The 16,508-nt window shown below is 59.6% G+C and carries 10 protein-coding genes; 7 read left to right on the forward strand and 3 right to left on the reverse strand.

Translation table 11 applies throughout. From position 1 onward, the window contains the following. The first annotated feature begins 69 nt into the window (after positions 1-69). Positions 70-2,904, forward strand: coding sequence for a two-component system sensor histidine kinase RcsC (gene rcsC, locus ENGE1_RS00755; protein ID WP_048253881.1), 2,835 nt, complete (start codon positions 70-72; stop codon positions 2,902-2,904). 58 nt (positions 2,905-2,962) lie between these two features. On the opposite strand, the gene rcsB is transcribed toward rcsC, so the two are convergent. Together rcsB and rcsD are read right to left on the reverse strand one after the other, a co-directional pair. Then, positions 2,963-3,613 carry a response regulator transcription factor RcsB gene (rcsB, locus tag ENGE1_RS00760; RefSeq protein WP_043082778.1) on the reverse strand — a complete coding sequence of 217 codons (651 nt, stop codon included), beginning with the start codon at positions 3,611-3,613 and terminating at the stop codon, positions 2,963-2,965. Between the two features lie 16 nt (positions 3,614-3,629). Beyond that, positions 3,630-6,314 carry a phosphotransferase RcsD gene (gene rcsD, locus ENGE1_RS00765; protein WP_081214685.1) on the reverse strand — a complete coding sequence of 895 codons (2,685 nt, stop codon included), beginning with the start codon at positions 6,312-6,314 and terminating at the stop codon, positions 3,630-3,632. A 790-nt stretch (positions 6,315-7,104) separates the two neighbouring features. On the opposite strand from rcsD, the gene ompC reads away from it, so the two are divergent. From ompC to mgtE, 5 genes are all read left to right on the forward strand, one after another. Further along, positions 7,105-8,235 carry a porin OmpC gene (ompC, locus tag ENGE1_RS00770; protein ID WP_043082781.1) on the forward strand — a complete coding sequence of 377 codons (1,131 nt, stop codon included), beginning with the start codon at positions 7,105-7,107 and terminating at the stop codon, positions 8,233-8,235. Positions 8,236-8,349: 114 nt separating this feature from the next. Beyond that, positions 8,350-9,396, forward strand: a complete 1,047-nt coding sequence (gene apbE, locus ENGE1_RS00775; protein WP_048253883.1) for an FAD:protein FMN transferase ApbE — start codon at positions 8,350-8,352, stop codon at positions 9,394-9,396. An 18-nt stretch (positions 9,397-9,414) separates the two neighbouring features. After that, entirely contained in the window at positions 9,415-10,083 is a 669-nt protein-coding gene (gene alkB, locus ENGE1_RS00780; protein ID WP_048253884.1) for a DNA oxidative demethylase AlkB, read from the forward strand. Positions 10,084-10,140: 57 nt separating this feature from the next. Next, entirely contained in the window at positions 10,141-11,784 is a 1,644-nt protein-coding gene (locus tag ENGE1_RS00785) for a multidrug ABC transporter permease/ATP-binding protein (RefSeq protein ID WP_048253885.1), read from the forward strand. Positions 11,785-11,910: 126 nt separating this feature from the next. After that, positions 11,911-13,347 carry a magnesium transporter gene (mgtE, locus tag ENGE1_RS00790; protein WP_043082786.1) on the forward strand — a complete coding sequence of 479 codons (1,437 nt, stop codon included), beginning with the start codon at positions 11,911-11,913 and terminating at the stop codon, positions 13,345-13,347. Here mgtE and ENGE1_RS00795 read toward each other — a convergent pair. After that, positions 13,310-14,557 (reverse strand): SulP family inorganic anion transporter, encoded by a 1,248-nt coding sequence (locus ENGE1_RS00795; RefSeq protein WP_086498729.1) that lies wholly within the window; start codon positions 14,555-14,557, stop codon positions 13,310-13,312. The two genes, mgtE and ENGE1_RS00795, sit on opposite strands and share 38 nt — an antisense overlap. Positions 14,558-14,829: 272 nt before the next feature. Between ENGE1_RS00795 and mqo the strand changes: the two genes are divergently transcribed. Further along, positions 14,830-16,485, forward strand: a complete 1,656-nt coding sequence (gene mqo, locus ENGE1_RS00800) for a malate dehydrogenase (quinone) (protein WP_048253887.1) — start codon at positions 14,830-14,832, stop codon at positions 16,483-16,485. Positions 16,486-16,508: the final 23 nt, after the last annotated feature.

The following is a 16,508-nucleotide window of genomic DNA, read 5'->3' on the forward strand; positions in this document are numbered from 1 at the left end:
TTTCGACGTTGCGGGCCCGCCGTTTTACCGCTACTTTAACCGCATCTTATTTACGCTAACGGCTAAACGTTGAAATACCTTGTCTCTTTCCGCACAACTCTGAAAGTTTCCCGCTATCTGTTCCGGGCGCTGGCGCTGCTGGTCTGGCTGCTGATCGCGGTCATCTCGGCGTTCTATATCGTCAACGCCCTGCACAGCAAAGAGGAGCAGCTTCACCAGGAGTTAAACCTCAGCTACGATCAGGCCCAGCGCTATATTCAGCGTACCGCCGATGTGCTCAAAGAGCTGAAGTATATTGCCGAAAACCGGCTCAGCGTTGAAAGCGGCGTCGGTCAGGGTGAGGGGGCAACCGCGCCGGGATTTGAGCCGCTGTTTCCCGACGCCGACTGCAGCGCGCAGGAGGGCACCTGGCGGGATTCGCTGGCATCGCTGGCGTGGTTTATGCGCTACTGGCGGGACAGCTTCGCGCCCGCCTACGACCTGAATCGCGTATTTTTAACCGGCGCGGATAATCAGTGTCTGGCCAATTTCGGCCTGCGCGAAATGCCGATGGAGCGGGAGCAGACGCTCAAGGCGCTGCACGAGCGGATCGCCAGGTTCCGCAACTTGCCTCGCGACGAGCGCGGCAATAACCTCTACTGGATAAATCCCGGCCCGCGCCCGGGCGTCGGCTTCTTCTATGCCCTGACGCCGGTCTATTCGCCCAACCAGCGTCAGGCGATGCTGGGCATTGAGGCGAGCATCCGGATGGAGAACTTCTTCACTCCCGGCAGCCTGCCGATGGGCGTGACCCTTATCGACGAAAACGGCAGGCCGCTGATCACCCTGGCCGGACCGGAGAACGGCCTCAGCGTGGATCCGCGCTGGATGCAGGAGCGGTCGTGGTTTGGCTACAGCGGCGGTTTCCGCGAGCTGGTGCTTAAAAAGAGCCTGCCGCCTTCGTCCCTGAGCATTGTCTATTCGGTGCCGGTGGACCTGGTGCTTGACGGCATCCGCATGCTGATCCTCAACGCCGTGCTGATCAATATCCTGACCGGCGCCGCGCTGTTCATGCTGGCGCGCATTTACGAGCGAAAAATCTTTATTCCGGCAGAAACCGACGCCCAGCGCCTGGAGGAGCACGAGCAGTTCAACCGCAAAATCGTTGCCTCGGCGCCTGTCGGGATCTGTATCCTGCGCACTCAGGACGGGACCAATATCCTCAGCAACGAGCTGGCCCACAACTATCTCAATATGCTGACGCACGAAGACCGGCAGCGGCTGACGCAGATCATCTGCGGCCAGCAGGTCAACTTCGTCGATGTGCTGACCAGCAACAATACTAACCTGCAGATAAGCTTCGTCCACTCGCGCTATCGCAACGAGAACGTGGCCATTTGCGTACTGGTGGACGTCTCGGCCCGCGTCAAGATGGAGGAGTCGCTGCAGGAGATGGCCCAGGCCGCCGAGCAGGCCAGCCAGTCGAAGTCGATGTTCCTCGCCACCGTCAGCCACGAACTGCGCACGCCGCTGTACGGCATTATCGGTAACCTCGATCTGCTGCACACCAAAGAGCTGCCGAAAGGCGTTGACCGGCTGGTTACGGCAATGAACAACTCCTCCAGCCTGCTGCTGAAAATCATTAGCGACATTCTCGACTTCTCTAAAATTGAGTCCGAGCAGCTGAAGATCGAGCCGCGCGAGTTTTCTCCCCGCGAGGTGATGAGCCACATTACCGCCAACTATCTGCCGCTGGTGGTGCGCAAGCAGCTGGGGCTTTACTGCTTTATCGATCCCGACGTACCGCAGCAGCTGCGGGGCGATCCAATGCGCCTGCAGCAGGTGATTTCCAACCTGCTGAGCAACGCCATTAAATTTACCGATACCGGCTGTATCGTGCTGCACCTGCGGCGCAGCGAAGAGTATCTCAGCATCTGCGTGCGCGATACCGGGGTTGGTATTCCGGCAAAAGAGGTGGTGCGGCTGTTCGATCCCTTCTTCCAGGTCGGCACCGGCGTGCAGCGCAACTTCCAGGGCACCGGGCTGGGGCTCGCCATCTGCGAGAAGCTCATCACCATGATGGATGGTGATATTGCGATCGAAACCGAGCCGGGTATGGGCAGCCAGTTCACCATTCGCATTCCGCTCTACGGCGCTCAGGCCCCGCAGCCTGCGGCGGCGGAAGGGCTGGCGGGCAAGCGCTGCTGGCTGGCGGTGAACAATGCCTTCCTCGGCCTGTTCGTTGAGTCGCTGCTGACCCGGCACGGCATTGACGTCAGGCGCTACGAGGGCGAAGCGCCCGACGATGACGATGTGCTGATTGCCGACGACGACCTCGCGCAGCCCTGGTCCGGACGGGCGACCGTTATCTTCAGCCGTCGCCACATCGGGATCCCCCAGGAGCGCGCGCCCGGTGAATGGCTGCACAGCGTGGCCTCTCCGCACGAGCTGCTGCTGCTGCTCGGCAGGATCTACAGCGTGGAGGTGGACAGTATCGAGCAGAGCGGCGCGCTGCCCGCCGCCGAGAGCACGGCGGCGGCCAATGACGATATGATGATCCTCGTGGTTGACGATCATCCCATTAACCGCCGGCTGCTGGCCGACCAGTTGGGATCGCTGGGCTATCAGTGTAAAACGGCGAACGACGGTATTGACGCGCTCAACGTACTCAGCAAGAACCCTATCGATATCGTGCTCAGCGATGTCAACATGCCGAACATGGACGGCTATCGCCTGACGCAGCGGATCCGCCAGCTTGGCCTGACGCTGCCGGTGATTGGCGTGACGGCCAACGCGCTGGCGGAAGAGAAGCAGCGCTGCCTGGAGTCGGGCATGGATAGCTGCCTCTCCAAACCGGTTACGCTCGACGTCATCGGTAAGACGCTGACCGTCTACGCGGCCAGGGTGCGCAAGAGCCGGGGCTGAACGGGCAACAATAAAAAGCCTCCGTGATATCACGGAGGCTTTTTATCGGCAGAGTGCGCTACTCTTTGTCCGCCGAACTGAGCGTGACCGAAGAAAGGTAGTTGAGCAGGGCGATATCGTTTTCAACGCCGAGCTTCATCATCGCCGATTTTTTCTGGCTGCTGATGGTCTTGATGCTGCGGTTGAGCTTACGGGCAATTTCCGTCACCAGGAAACCTTCGGCGAACAGGCGCAGAACCTCGCTCTCTTTCGGCGAAAGGCGCTTGTCGCCATAGCCGCCGGAGCTGATCTTCTCCAGCAGGCGGGAAACGCTCTCCGGGGTGAACTTCTTGCCTTTCTGCAGCGCGGCCAGCGCCTTAGGCAGGTCGGTAGGCGCGCCCTGCTTGAGCACGATGCCTTCAATATCCAGATCCAGCACGGCGCTGAGGATGGCCGGGTTGTTGTTCATGGTCAGAACGATAATGGACAGCGCCGGGAAGTGGCGCTTGATGTACTTGATAAGTGTAATGCCATCGCCATACTTGTCTCCGGGCATGGAGAGGTCGGTGATCAGTACATGAGCATCCAGTTTTGGCAGGTTATTGATTAGCGCAGTGGAGTCTTCAAATTCGCCGACGACATTCACCCACTCGATCTGCTCGAGTGACTTGCGAATACCGAACAGTACAATCGGGTGATCGTCAGCAATAATAACGTTCATATTGTTCATGTATTAGGATACCTTGCTACATCAGGCTTTTGACATAAGCGTCAATATCGCCGATATATTTCTCTGTGCCGGGGGCATCTTTCTCACGAATGAGCTGCTCCAGCGTTTCACATAACTGCTTGCCGGGTAAAAGATTAAGCATGGCAAACACGCCTTTCAGGCGGTGAGCCGTCTGTGCCAGCGCGGCGAAGTCCCGCGTTGCTGACTCAGTATACAGCCTCTTAACATCTTCCGGAACTGTGTCGACAAACAGCGCGTAATAGCCGCTGGCATGGAGTTCTGCATTGGCGTTGGTGCCGGTTGGCGTTGCCACATTCTCTTCTTGCGCCAGCTGCTCTTCAATAAGCTGTAAGACAGCTTCCTGCATTGTATTACTGATATTAAAGTTGACCTGCAAAAGGCCCGGGCCCAGCTTACGGATCCCGGCCACATCATCGCTTAAAAGCAGCCCCGGCGCAGTAAGATTAGACGGATTATCTGTCAAAAAGAGATCGTAGTCTTGACTCACGACCCTCTCATCCGGCGTGATGCAGCTTGCGCCCCAGCCCTCCAGGTGACGCACCACGATATTGCGGATATCGTTAGAGGTGATATCGATCATCACCACGACGTCATCGAGCAGCTTCTCTTCCGGCGCCGCTTCCTGCGCCTGGGCCGCCATTTTGACGTGCAGTGAATAGCGGGTGCCGAGCGACTCTCTGGCCTTAATATTCAGATGCCCGCCGAGCTTGCGCGCCAGGCGGTCGCAGAGCCAGAAGGCGAGGGGGTTGGCCTTACCGTAGCGATCGCCCTGAGTTTCGTTGAGGAACGGGAAGTGAAGATTGTCGACTTCGCTGCTGCTGACGCCGTTGCCGGTATCAAGGATGCGGAAGGTCAGCCGGTCGTCGCCCGATTCGTCCTGGCTCACCTCCAGCGTTATCTTGCCTATCTGGGTGGTGGTGATGGCGTACTGGATAAGCAGCTGCAGGATGCGCTTGAGCGCTTCGCGATCGCCGTGGCGCTCTTCACCGGCGGCTATCTGATTATTAATCAGCAACTGCAGCCCCTTGCGCTTGATGGCTGGCAGCACTTCCGGTACGACCTCATCGATCAGTTCCTGAATCGAAAACAGGCTCTGAGAACTTTTCCAGCCGTCGTTTTCCAGCATATTTGCCAGCTGGATTTCGTCCACCAGCCGCACCAGGGTATCGGCCTCGCGGGCAAGTCTGATGCCCTCCGCGCCGTCGACAGCAGCCGCTTTCTCCGCCAGCTGCTGTATCGGCTGCCTTAGCGCGGCGCCGATATTTTGCATAAAGGCGGTCCGCCCCTGCTGGTTTTTCTCGTACAGGCGCTGGGCCTGCTTGAGTTTTTTATTCACCAGCACTTCTTTATCCTGATCGCGGATCACAAAAATCTGCGTGCGCGCCGAGACCTGGCTGCGAAACTGGCGGATCTCATAGAGTTCATTATTGACGGTAGCGTGGATCACCCCCTGGTGCTGGTCGGCCATATTGGTGATGTTCTGCAGGTTCAGGTGCGGCAGCAGGTGATCGGCAATTTTATTACTGATAATGGTGCGGTTTGACTCCTGGTCATGCACCAGCAGACCCAGCGGCAGCAAAGAGACGATCTCTTCATTAATGGCCTTAAGCGCGCGCAGCTCACCGTTCACCGGCGCAGCGGCGGCACCCGCCTCAGTCCGACGGCGGCCGCCGCCGGTGTAGTGGCGAAACGTCGTGTAGCCAAACAGCGCCAGCGCCAGCAGCCCGATATTGAGCAGCAGCGGCAGCAGTATATTTTGCAGCGTATCGAGCAGCAGCGCGCCGAGCGGCACCTGCCAGATCAGCCGCATTGAGGTGGAGTTAACCGCAGAGCTGACGTCAATCTGACCGCCGTTAAAACTGACGTTTACGCTGTCCGCCGTCTCTTTATCATTGCTGCGCACATTGAGCGGCGAGGCGTCGCTCTCAAAACGGAAGCTGTCTGGCGACATGCCCGGCGGGATGAGGTCGTTGATGGGCAGATCGAAGGCCACGACGGTGGCCAGGTGGCCCGGCTGGTTAAAGGTGGTGCGCAGGGTGAAGTAGTGACCGTTCTGCCACGCCAGCTGGCGCAGGAGAGAGAAGCTCTCGCGTTCGTCAAGCGTGTTGGCCTGCTGCAGCATCTCTGCCCGGCGGCTGTCCACAATGCTGCCGATAGTAGAGTCCTTAAAGCCGGCAGAGAGATCTTTGAGCGGTAGCGTGGAGATAAGGATCAGGCTGTTATCCTGGCCATTGAGATAGTACATCGACCAGGGGGCGGTCTCTGCGCCCCACAGCGTATCGAGATAGCCGGACATTTTCTGCGTCATTCCGAGGGTCGCGCTGTCGTGCGAACCGAAAATCAGCGCTTCCGTTTTGCGGCGCGGCTTATCCAGGTAGTAGACGTCCTGCTTAAGGCGGATCTCCTGAGCGCCGCTATCGACTTTCGCTTCCACGCCGGAGGCGGCAATATTGTCATATATCTGCCAGGTGGCGTAGCGCCAGGTATCGATACGCTTGTGGACCGCGTGGGTCATATCGACTATCTGATAGCTCTTATCCTTCAGCCACGCATTGACGGCGCTCTGGATCATAACGCCCATCGTCACCAGCAGAACGACGATCAGCAGGAGGAAGAAGCGGGTAATGCTGCCCGGCATGAGCGAAAATTTATTTGGGATCATTGTGTCAGAATGACTCATTAGCGTGTGGGATCCGTGGTGTAACAGCGCCGGTTGCGCGAGTGATATTCATCCGGCTATCCGTAACGTGTCCTGCAGGTTAACGTTCAGCAGGCAGTATATACATAAAATGGCGCAAGTTGCATCCGGGTAACCGCGCGGTGACAAATCTGTCAGCCTCCAGATGCGGCGCAGATCGCAGTGGGTAAAGAAAGCGAGCGTCGGGCGTTATCCGCGAAATGACGGGGGAGGGGCGTGAAAAGAATTTTGCAGGAATGGAAGCTGTAGCACAAATAAGGGAAACTACCAAGAATATCGAATATTTAATAATTGTTATAATTTACTTGCGGTAGCATATGATGCCGCCACGGAGTGTAAAGAAAGGTAAAAAAAACCGGATGCGAAGCATCCGGTTGGAATAAGGGTAAACTGGCATTCAGAGCTGAATGACGGTAATAAATAAAGTTAATGATGATAGCGTTGAATATGTTATAGAAACCAAGTAATTTTGTTTTACCATTCAGTGCGGTAAAAATGTCTTATAATATATTCTTAAAAATCAATTAACTATCTATTCTTCTTGTTTTTAAGTGCGTTATTTTTTAGCTTTTCGTGGCATCTAAAAGTTCCCTCTTTTTTACATTTTGAAATATTCTGATCGAAATATGAAACATTTTTATGATTCTGGTATCATTTTCAGGTTGGATATTTCTGCATTTTACCGCACAATGTGGTTGCCGACTGATTAGAGGGTTAATCAGTAAGCAGTGGCATATAAAAAAAGGCATATAACAAACAGAGGGTTAATAACATGAAAGTTAAAGTACTTTCTCTCCTGGTACCGGCCCTGCTGGTAGCGGGCGCGGCCAATGCGGCTGAAATCTATAATAAAGACGGTAACAAATTAGATCTGTACGGAAAGGTTGACGGCGAGCACTACTTCTCTGATGACAACGGCCTTGATGGCGACCAGTCCTACATCCGTATCGGCTTCAAAGGCGAAACTCAGGTAAACGACCAGGTAACCGGCTACGGCCAGTGGGAATATCAGGTCATGGCTAACCAGGACGAAAGCGGCAACGACACCTGGACCCGCGTTGGCTTCGCCGGTCTGCGCTTCGCCGACACCGGTTCTATCGACTACGGCCGTAACTACGGCGTGACCTACGACATCACTTCCTGGACCGACGTTCTGCCGGAATTCGGCGGCGACACCTACGGTGCGGACAACTTCATGATGCAGCGCGGCAACGGCATGCTGACCTACCGCAACACCGACTTCTTCGGCCTGGTAGACGGCCTGAACCTGGCGCTGCAGTGGCAGGGTAAAAACGGCAGCCCGGACGGCGAGAACGACGGTCATAACGCCACCAACAACGGTCGTAAAGGCCTGCGTCAGAACGGCGACGGCTTCGGCGGCTCTCTGACCTATGACTTCGGCGAAGGCTTCAGCATCGGTGGCGCGGTCACCAGCTCCAAGCGCACCTCCCGCCAGAACTCCGATGGCTATATGGGCAGCGGCGATCGCGCTACCGCCTACACCGGCGGCGTGAAGTATGACGCCAACAACATCTACCTGGCCGCTCAGTTTACCCAGGCCTACAACGCCAACCGCTTCGGCAGCGACGACGAAGGCGCTTACGGCTTCGCCAACAAATCGCAGAACTTTGAAGCCGTGGCCCAGTACCAGTTCGACTTCGGCCTGCGTCCGTCCATCGCCTACCTGCAGTCCCGCGGTAAGAAAATCAGCGGCGCTGGCCAGGACTACGGCAAAGAAGACCTGGTTAAATACGTTGATGTCGGTACCTACTACTACTTCAACAAAAACATCTCCACTTTTGTTGACTACAAAATCAACCTGATCGACAAGAGCGACTTTACCCGCGCTTCCGGAACCAGCACCGACAACATCGTTGCTGTGGGCGTGGTTTACCAGTTCTAATCGACGGCCTGCCGCTGGCAAGCTGTTCAAAGGGCCCTGCGGGGCCCTTTTTTTATCCGCCGTTTAGCCAGATTGGTGTACCCTTGCCGGCAGACAAGAGGACAGCCACTGAATATGCGTACGTTAATGATTTCCGCCCTCGCCGCCGTCGTTCTGACGATCGGCGGCTGCGACAGCAGCACTACCCCTACCGCCGTCACGCCGGCTACCGTACTGGAAGGCAAAACCATGGGCACCTTCTGGCGCGTTAGCGTCATCGGCGTCGACGGCGCCCGCGCCGACGCGCTGCGCCGCAAGGTCCAGGCCCAGCTGGATGCTGATGATATGCAGCTCTCAACCTGGAAAGCGAACTCTGCGCTGATGCGCTTCAACCGCTCAGACAGCACCGCGCCCTGGCCGGTGTCCGAGGCTATCGCCGATATCGTCACCGCGTCGCTGCGCATCGGCAGCAAAACCGGCGGCGCAATGGATATTACCGTGGGGCCGCTGGTCAACCTGTGGGGCTTTGGCCCGGACAAGCAGCCGGTAAAAACCCCCTCGGCTGAGCAGATTGCCGCCGCGAAGGCGCGCACCGGCCTGCAGCACCTGACGGTGATCAATCAGGCCGGCAGCCAGTACCTGCAAAAGGATCTGCCGGGATTGTATGTCGATCTCTCAACGGTGGGAGAGGGCTATGCGGCCGATCACCTGGCGCGCCTGATGGCGCAGGAGGGGATTTCGCGCTATCTGGTCTCCGTCGGCGGGGCGCTGGTCAGCCGGGGAATGAACGCCAGCGGCAGGCCGTGGCGGGTGGCGATTCAGAAGCCCACCGACCGCGAGAATGCGGTGCAGGCCATTGTGGATATTAACGGTCACGGGATCAGCACCTCGGGCAGCTACCGCAACTATTATGAACTGGACGGCCGGCGCATTTCCCACGTGATCGATCCGCAGACCGGCGAGCCTATTCAGCACAAGCTGGTGTCGGTGACGGTGATTGCGCCAACGGCCCTTGAGGCCGACGGCTGGGATACCGGCCTGATGGTGCTGGGCACGGAAAAGGCCAAAGAGGTGGTCCGCGAGCAGGGCCTTGCCGCGTATTTCATCTATAAACAGGGAGAGACGTTTCAAACCTGGATGTCGCCGCAGTTTAAACCCTTTCTCGTCGGCGACGCAAAGTAGCGCTGCGGAGGCATGGCTATGCTGGATCTGTTTGCTGATACACCGCCCTGGCAGGAGCCGCTGGCGCCGGGCGCCGTCATTCTTCGCCGCCGTGCGCTGGCGGATGCGCCGGGCCTGATGGCTGGCGTGGGCCAGGTGGTTACCGACTCGCCGCTGCGCCAGATGGTGACGCCGGGCGGCTATACGATGTCCGTTGCCATGAGCAACTGCGGCGAGCTGGGCTGGACCACGGACGCGCGCGGCTATCTCTACTCGCCGAGGGATCCGCAGACCGGCAGGCGCTGGCCGGCGATGCCTGACGCTTTCCTGGCGCTGGCCCGGGCCTGCGCCCGCGAGGCGGGCTATGACGGCTTTGCGCCGGACGCCTGCCTGATCAACCGCTACGCGGTGGGCGCCAAACTCTCCCTGCACCAGGATCGCGACGAAAAAGACCTCGGCGCGCCCATTGTTTCCGTCTCGCTGGGGCTGCCCGCCGTGTTTCAGTTCGGCGGCCTGCAGCGCAGCGATCCGCTGCGCCGCCTGCTGCTCGAGCACGGCGACGTGGTGGTGTGGGGCGGGCCGTCCCGGCTTTTCTATCACGGCATTCAGCCGCTAAAGGCGGGCGATCACCCGCTGACCGGCGCCTGCCGGATCAATCTCACTTTCCGCCAGACCGGCAGCGGCAATAAAAATAAGAATTATTCTTGATGTCGTCCGCCGCCCGTTTAAACTGCGGGCTGTTTTGTGTTTGTCCGGGAAACTGATATGCAACTCCTCCTTCTGGTCTGGCGGCAGTACCGCTGGCCGTTTCTTGCGGTGATGGCGCTGAGTATGCTGAGCGCCGCCCTCGGCATCGGGCTTATCGCCTTCATCAACCAGCGGCTGATCGCAAGCGTAGACGTCTCGCTGCGGGTGCTGCCGGAGTTTCTCGGTTTACTGCTGCTGCTGATGGCGGTGACCCTCGGCTCCCAGCTGGCGCTGACCGCGCTCGGCCACCATTTTGTCTACCGCCTGCGCGGAGAGTTTATCAAGCGCCTCCTCGACACCCATGTGGAGCAGGTCGACAGGATCGGCAGCGCCGCACTGCTGGCGGCCCTGACCAGCGACGTGCGCAATATCACCGTTGCCTTTGTCCGCCTGCCCGAACTGGTGCAGGGGATCGTTCTTACCCTCGGCTCTGCGGCCTGGCTTGCCTGGCTGTCGGGAAAAATGCTGCTGGTCACGGCGCTGTGGCTGGCGCTGACTATCTGGGGCGGCTTCGCGCTGGTCTCGCGCGTCTATAAGCATCTGGCAACCCTGCGCGAGACGGAGGATAAGCTGCACGGCGATTACCAGACGGTGCTGGAAGGACGCAAGGAGCTGGCCCTCAACCGCGAGCGGGCGGAGTACGTCTACCGCCAGCAATTCTTACCCGACGCCCGCGAGTATCGCCACCACATTATCCGCGCCGATACCTTCCACCTCAGCGCCGTGAACTGGTCCAATATTATGATGCTCGGCGCGATCGGCCTGGTATTCTGGATGGCCAACGGTCTGGGCTGGGCCAACACCGCGATCGCCGCCACCTACTCGCTGACGCTGCTGTTTCTGCGCACGCCGCTGCTCTCCGCCGTCGGTGCGCTGCCGACGCTGCTCAGCGCCGAGGTCGCCTTCAACAAGCTCGCGCAGTTTTCGCTGGCGCCCTATCGCGCCGACTTTCCCCGCCCCCGGGCCCGCCGCGGCTGGCAGACGCTGGAGCTGTGCGAGGTGACGTTCTGCTATCAGGACGGCGCCTTTGCCGTCGGGCCGATTAACCTGACCCTGCGGCGCGGAGAAAACGTGTTTCTGATCGGCGGCAACGGCAGCGGCAAGTCAACGCTCGCGATGCTGCTGACCGGGCTTTATCAGCCCGCCGCCGGGCAGATCCTGGTGGACGGCGAGCCGCTGGCCGCAGAGCATCCGGAGGCGTACCGCAGCCTCTTCTCGGCGGTGTTTACCGACGTCAGCCTGTTTGCACAGCTGCTCGGCCCCGGCGGCGGGCAGGCGGATCCGGCGCTGGTGGCGAAGTGGCTGGCGCATCTGCAGATGGAGGAAAAGCTTGAGCTGAAAGCGGGGCGGATCCTCAACCTGCAGCTGTCGAAGGGGCAAAAAAAGCGCGTGGCCCTGCTGCTGGCCCTGGCCGAAGAGCGGGATATTCTGCTGCTCGACGAGTGGGCGGCGGACCAGGACCCGCACTTTCGCCGCGAATTTTACCAGGTGCTGCTGCCGCTGATGCAAAAGATGGGCAAAACCCTGTTTGCCATCAGCCACGACGACAGCTACTTCAGGCACGCCGACAGGCTGCTGGAAATGCGCGGCGGCAGGCTGTACGAGCTTGAGGGCGACGCGCGCGAGGCCGCTACCCGCGACGCGGTAGCGCGCACCGCCTGATAAAAAAGCCGCGCCCGGCGCGGCTTTTGGCCTCTTTTTCGCCACTTGATCGGCGGCGTGTTATTTTTTATCACGGCCCGCGCTATTCTTAGTGGCTGGTCCCCCCGTAAAAGGATTTCCCTGCCGATGCCCGTGTTTCATAAAAACAGCGCCAGAGTTCGCGATGAAGAGCGCGCCCGTCTTATCTGGCTGCTGACCACCGATAAAGCCATTACCTCGGCGCTGACCGGCAAGCTGACCCTCGCCGAGCAGTATGATGAGGGGCGGCTGGCGGACGACATTGCCGAAGTCGGCGCCCTGGTGGCCCACCTTCCCGCGCCCGACCTGGCGGATACCCTGGAAGCGCTGCCCAGCGAGGAGCGCCACGCCCTGTGGGGGCTGGTGGACAACGACAAGCGGGGTAAAGTGCTGCACGAAGCGTCGGAAAGCGTCTGGGACGATCTGATTGAAGGGATGAGCGATAGGGCGCTGATTGACGCCCTGGAAGGGCTGGATATTGATGAAAAAATCTACCTCGTTCAGCACCTGCCGCGCAATCTGACCGGCCGCCTGCTGACCACGCTGCCGCCGGGCGAGCGCGCCAGGGTGCGCCAGGTGATGAACTATCAGCAGGACAGCGTCGGGGCGATCATGGAGTTCGAGGTGATCACCATCCGCCCGGCGGTGACCCTCGGCGCCGTGCAGCGCTATCTGCGGCGGCTTGGCAAAATGCCCGAGAACACCGACAAGCTGTTCGTCACCGACCGCAATCAGGTGCTGGTGGGCGAGCTCAGCCTGCAGACGATCCTTCTTCACCCGGCCAGCCGCCTGGTCAGCGATATGATGGACAGCGCCCCGGTGACCTTCCATCCGCAGGAGGATCCTGAGAAGGTGGCCCGCACCTTCGAACGTGACAACCTGTTAAGCGCCGGGGTGGTGGATGACGCGGGCAAGCTGCTGGGCCGCCTGACCATCGACGAGATCGTCGACGTGGTGTACGAGGAGACGGATAACGATATTCGCCAGATGAGCGGGCTGAGCAACGAAGAAGACGTCTTCGCGCCCATCGGTAAGGCGGTAAAAACCCGCTGGGCGTGGCTGGCGGTGAATCTCTGCACGGCCTTTATCGCCTCGCGGGTGATCGACGGCTTTGAAGACACCATCGCCAAGCTGGTGGCGCTGGCCTCGCTGATGCCGATCGTGGCCGGCATTGGCGGCAATACCGGCAACCAGACCATCACCATGATCGTCCGGGCGCTGGCGCTGCAGCATATTCAGCCGGGCAACTTCTCTTTTCTTATTCTGCGCGAAATGGGCGTGGCGCTGATCAACGGCCTGGTGTGGGGCGGCATTATGGGGCTGGTCACCTGGGGTCTGTACCATGACCCGGCGCTCGGCGCGGTGATGATGCTGGCAATGGTGCTTAACCTGCTGGTGGCCTCCCTGATGGGCGTACTGATCCCGATGGTGATGCTCAGGCTGGGGCGCGACCCGGCGGTCGGCTCCAGCGTGCTGATCACCGCCATCACCGACACCGGCGGTTTCTTTATTTTTCTTGGACTGGCGACGCTGTTTCTGATTTAAGCGCGTGGCGGCGGCGAATGCGCCCCGGCACCAGCGCCATGGCAATGAGCCCTGCCAGTACGCCGATGGCGAGGTTGCCGGTGCCGACGGTGGCGGCAACCGTCACCAGCATTACCAACGTTGCCGACCAAGGCGTCTGCTTCAGGACGCCAGGCTGAACGCTGTGCCAGCTGAAGGTTTTTACCGCCACAATCACCATGATCCCCGCCAGTACCGCCATCGGAATTTTGGCCATCACCTCGCTCAGCGCCGTCACCAGCAGCAGAAGCACCAGCCCGGCAACGGCGGTGGATACCCGCGAGCGCCCCTTACCCATTTCAACATTAACAATTGTCTGGCCGATCATCGCGCAGCCGGCGATGCCGCCAAAGAACCCGGCGAGGATGTTGGCCACGCCCAGCCCGGCGCTCTCCCGCGATTTGTTTGACGGCGTGGCGGTCAGGTCATCCACCAGCTTTGCGGTCAGCAGCGACTCCATCAGTCCGACAAAAGCAATGCTCAGCGCGCAGGGCCAGATAATTTGCAGCGTCTGCAGATTAAGCGGCACCAGCAGCGCGGTCAGGCCCGGCAGGCCGCCGCTCATCGACCCTTCGTCACCGACGGTGGGCAGCGGCTGTCCGCTGTAGAACGCTGCCACGGTCAGAAGCACCACCGCGATCAGCGGGGAGGGAATGCTCTTAACGACCCTGGGAGCAAAGAGGACGATCAGCAGGGTCGCGGCGAACAGCCCCAGAATCAGCGGGCTGCGGCTCCAGAAGTGCGGAACCTGGGCAAAAAAGATCAGGATCCCCAGCGCATTCACGAAACCGGTCATCACCGCCTGCGGGATGAAACGCATCAGCCTCGCCATTCCCAGCGCGCCAAAGGCAATCTGAATGATCCCGGCCAGCACCACCGCCGGCAGGATATAGCCGACGCCGTACTGGTGGACCATCGGCCCAATGACCAGCGCCACCGAACCCGCGGCGGCGGTGACCATCGCCGGGCGGCCGCCGAGCGCGGACATGGCGAGGCAGAGCACGACCGAGGCGATCAGGCTTACTTTCGGGTCAACGCCTGCGATGACTGAAAACGAAATCACTTCCGGGATCAGCGCCAGGGCGGTGATCACGCCGGCCAGCGATTCGCGGGTCAGCAGTGCGGGCGAGCGCAGAATATCGGCAACGGCGTGGCGCTGCGCGGTAGCGGGGGAAGCAGGGGTCATTGGCATAGTAACTATAAGGTTATGGATGGTGTGATTTCTATAAGCAATGGTGTGTGTCTGAAGTCACAAAACGGTCGATTTTAGCGCGTTGAGTCACACTTATCCAGTACCCTTTTTCATTTGAGAGATACATTTATTAAACATTTTTCTAACAGATCTCAAAATCAAACTTAAACTTTAAACAATATTTAAATTTATCATCACGAGTGATAACGTGGTGATCCCCGAATCGTTTCACCTGCGCTATAGAAAACGCGCGTACAGTAAGGCTCAATACGATGACTAAAAAAATGGCCGTACGACGCTCACTGGCGGCTGGTTCGCATGCCGAAAATCAGGCAGAGCAGGCCGGTCTGCGTACCGAGCACCAGACGGATGTATTGTTGATTGGCGGTGGCATCATGAGTGCCACTCTGGGCACCTGGCTTCAGGAACTGGAGCCGGAGTGGTCGCTTACCATGGTCGAACGCATGGATAGCGTAGCCTCAGAAAGCTCCAACGGCTGGAATAACGCCGGCACCGGCCACGCCGCGCTGATGGAGCTTAACTATACGCCGCAGAAAAGCGACGGGTCGGTCAGCGTTGATAAAGCCATTGCCATCAATGAGGCCTTCCAGGTCTCCCGCCAGTTCTGGGCCCATCAGGTCACCCGCGGGGTGCTGCGCCAGCCGAAAACGTTTATTAATACTGTTCCGCACATGAGCTTTGTCTGGGGCGAAGAGAACGTTAACTTCCTGCGCGCCCGCTACGCCGCGCTCCAGCAGTACCCCCAGTTTCAGGGGATGCGCTATTCCGAAGATCGCGAGCAGATCGGCCAGTGGGCGCCGCTGGTGATGGAGGGCCGCGACCCGCAGCAGAAAGTGGCCGCCACGCGCACCGAAATTGGTACCGACGTTAACTACGGGGAGATCACCCGCCAGCTGATTGACGGCCTGAGCCGGCACGATAACTTCTCGCTGCAGCTCAACACCGCGGTGCGCCGCTTTAAGCGCAACGCCGACAACAGCTGGACAGTCACCGTTTCTGATGCCAAAGATCGCCGCAAGTGGCGAAAAATCCGCGCAAAATTTATCTTTATCGGCGCCGGCGGCGCGGCGCTCAAGCTGCTGCAGCAGACCGGCATTCCGCAGGCCAAAGAGTACGCCGGCTTTCCGGTGGGCGGCCAGTTTATGGTGTGCGAAAACCCGGATATCGCCACCCACCATCTTGCGAAGGTGTACGGTAAGGCCTCCGTCGGCGCGCCGCCGATGTCGGTTCCGCACATCGACACCCGCATCATCGACGGCAAGCGGGTGGTGCTGTTCGGGCCTTTTGCCACCTTCTCGACCCGGTTTCTTAAAAACGGCTCGCTGTGGGACCTGATGGCCTCCACCAACGCCTCCAACATTATGCCGATGCTCAACGTCGGCCTCGATAACTTCGACCTGGTGAAGTACCTGGTCGGCCAGGTGCTGCAGACCGACAAAGAGCGGCTGGCGGCCCTGCAGGCCTACTACCCGCAGGCGAAAAAAGAGGACTGGCGGCTGTGGCAGGCCGGGCAGCGGGTGCAGATCATCAAGCGCGATCCTGTGAAGGGCGGCGTGCTGCGCCTGGGTACCGAAGTGGTCAGCGACGACGAAGGCACGGTCGCGGCCCTGCTGGGCGCTTCGCCCGGCGCGTCGACGGCGGCGCCGATTATGCTGCAGCTGATGGAGCAGGTCTTTAAGGATAAGGTCCGCACCCCGGCGTGGCAGGAGAAGCTGCGGGCGGTAGTGCCGGGCTACGGCAGCGGCGCGCGCGATCCGGATGCGGCGGCGAAATCGCTGGCGTGGACCAGCGAGGTGCTGGGCCTGAAGTATGACGCGCGGATGCAGGCGGACCCCGTGCCGCCGGTTGAGCGGGTGCCTGCGCCAGCGAAGGTACAGGAAAAAGAGATCGCCGATATCGCCCTGTGAGAACAGCCCCGCTTCACGGCGAA

Source organism: Pluralibacter gergoviae ATCC 33028 = NBRC 105706 (assembly GCF_001598855.1).
Taxonomy (GTDB): Bacteria; Pseudomonadota; Gammaproteobacteria; order Enterobacterales; family Enterobacteriaceae; genus Pluralibacter; species Pluralibacter gergoviae.

Excerpts from the sequence above, each read along its gene's own strand:
- rcsB (WP_043082778.1), bottom strand. The coding sequence starts at position 3,613 with ATGAACAATATGAACGTTATTATTGCTGACGATCACCCGATTGTACTG.
- rcsD (WP_081214685.1), bottom strand. The coding sequence starts at position 6,314 with ATGAGTCATTCTGACACAATGATCCCAAATAAATTTTCGCTCATGCCG.
- ompC (WP_043082781.1), top strand. The coding sequence starts at position 7,105 with ATGAAAGTTAAAGTACTTTCTCTCCTGGTACCGGCCCTGCTGGTAGCG.
- apbE (WP_048253883.1), top strand. The coding sequence starts at position 8,350 with ATGCGTACGTTAATGATTTCCGCCCTCGCCGCCGTCGTTCTGACGATC.
- alkB (WP_048253884.1), top strand. The coding sequence starts at position 9,415 with ATGCTGGATCTGTTTGCTGATACACCGCCCTGGCAGGAGCCGCTGGCG.
- ENGE1_RS00785 (WP_048253885.1), top strand. The coding sequence starts at position 10,141 with ATGCAACTCCTCCTTCTGGTCTGGCGGCAGTACCGCTGGCCGTTTCTT.
- mgtE (WP_043082786.1), top strand. The coding sequence starts at position 11,911 with ATGCCCGTGTTTCATAAAAACAGCGCCAGAGTTCGCGATGAAGAGCGC.
- ENGE1_RS00795 (WP_086498729.1), bottom strand. The coding sequence starts at position 14,557 with ATGCCAATGACCCCTGCTTCCCCCGCTACCGCGCAGCGCCACGCCGTT.
- mqo (WP_048253887.1), top strand. The coding sequence starts at position 14,830 with ATGACTAAAAAAATGGCCGTACGACGCTCACTGGCGGCTGGTTCGCAT.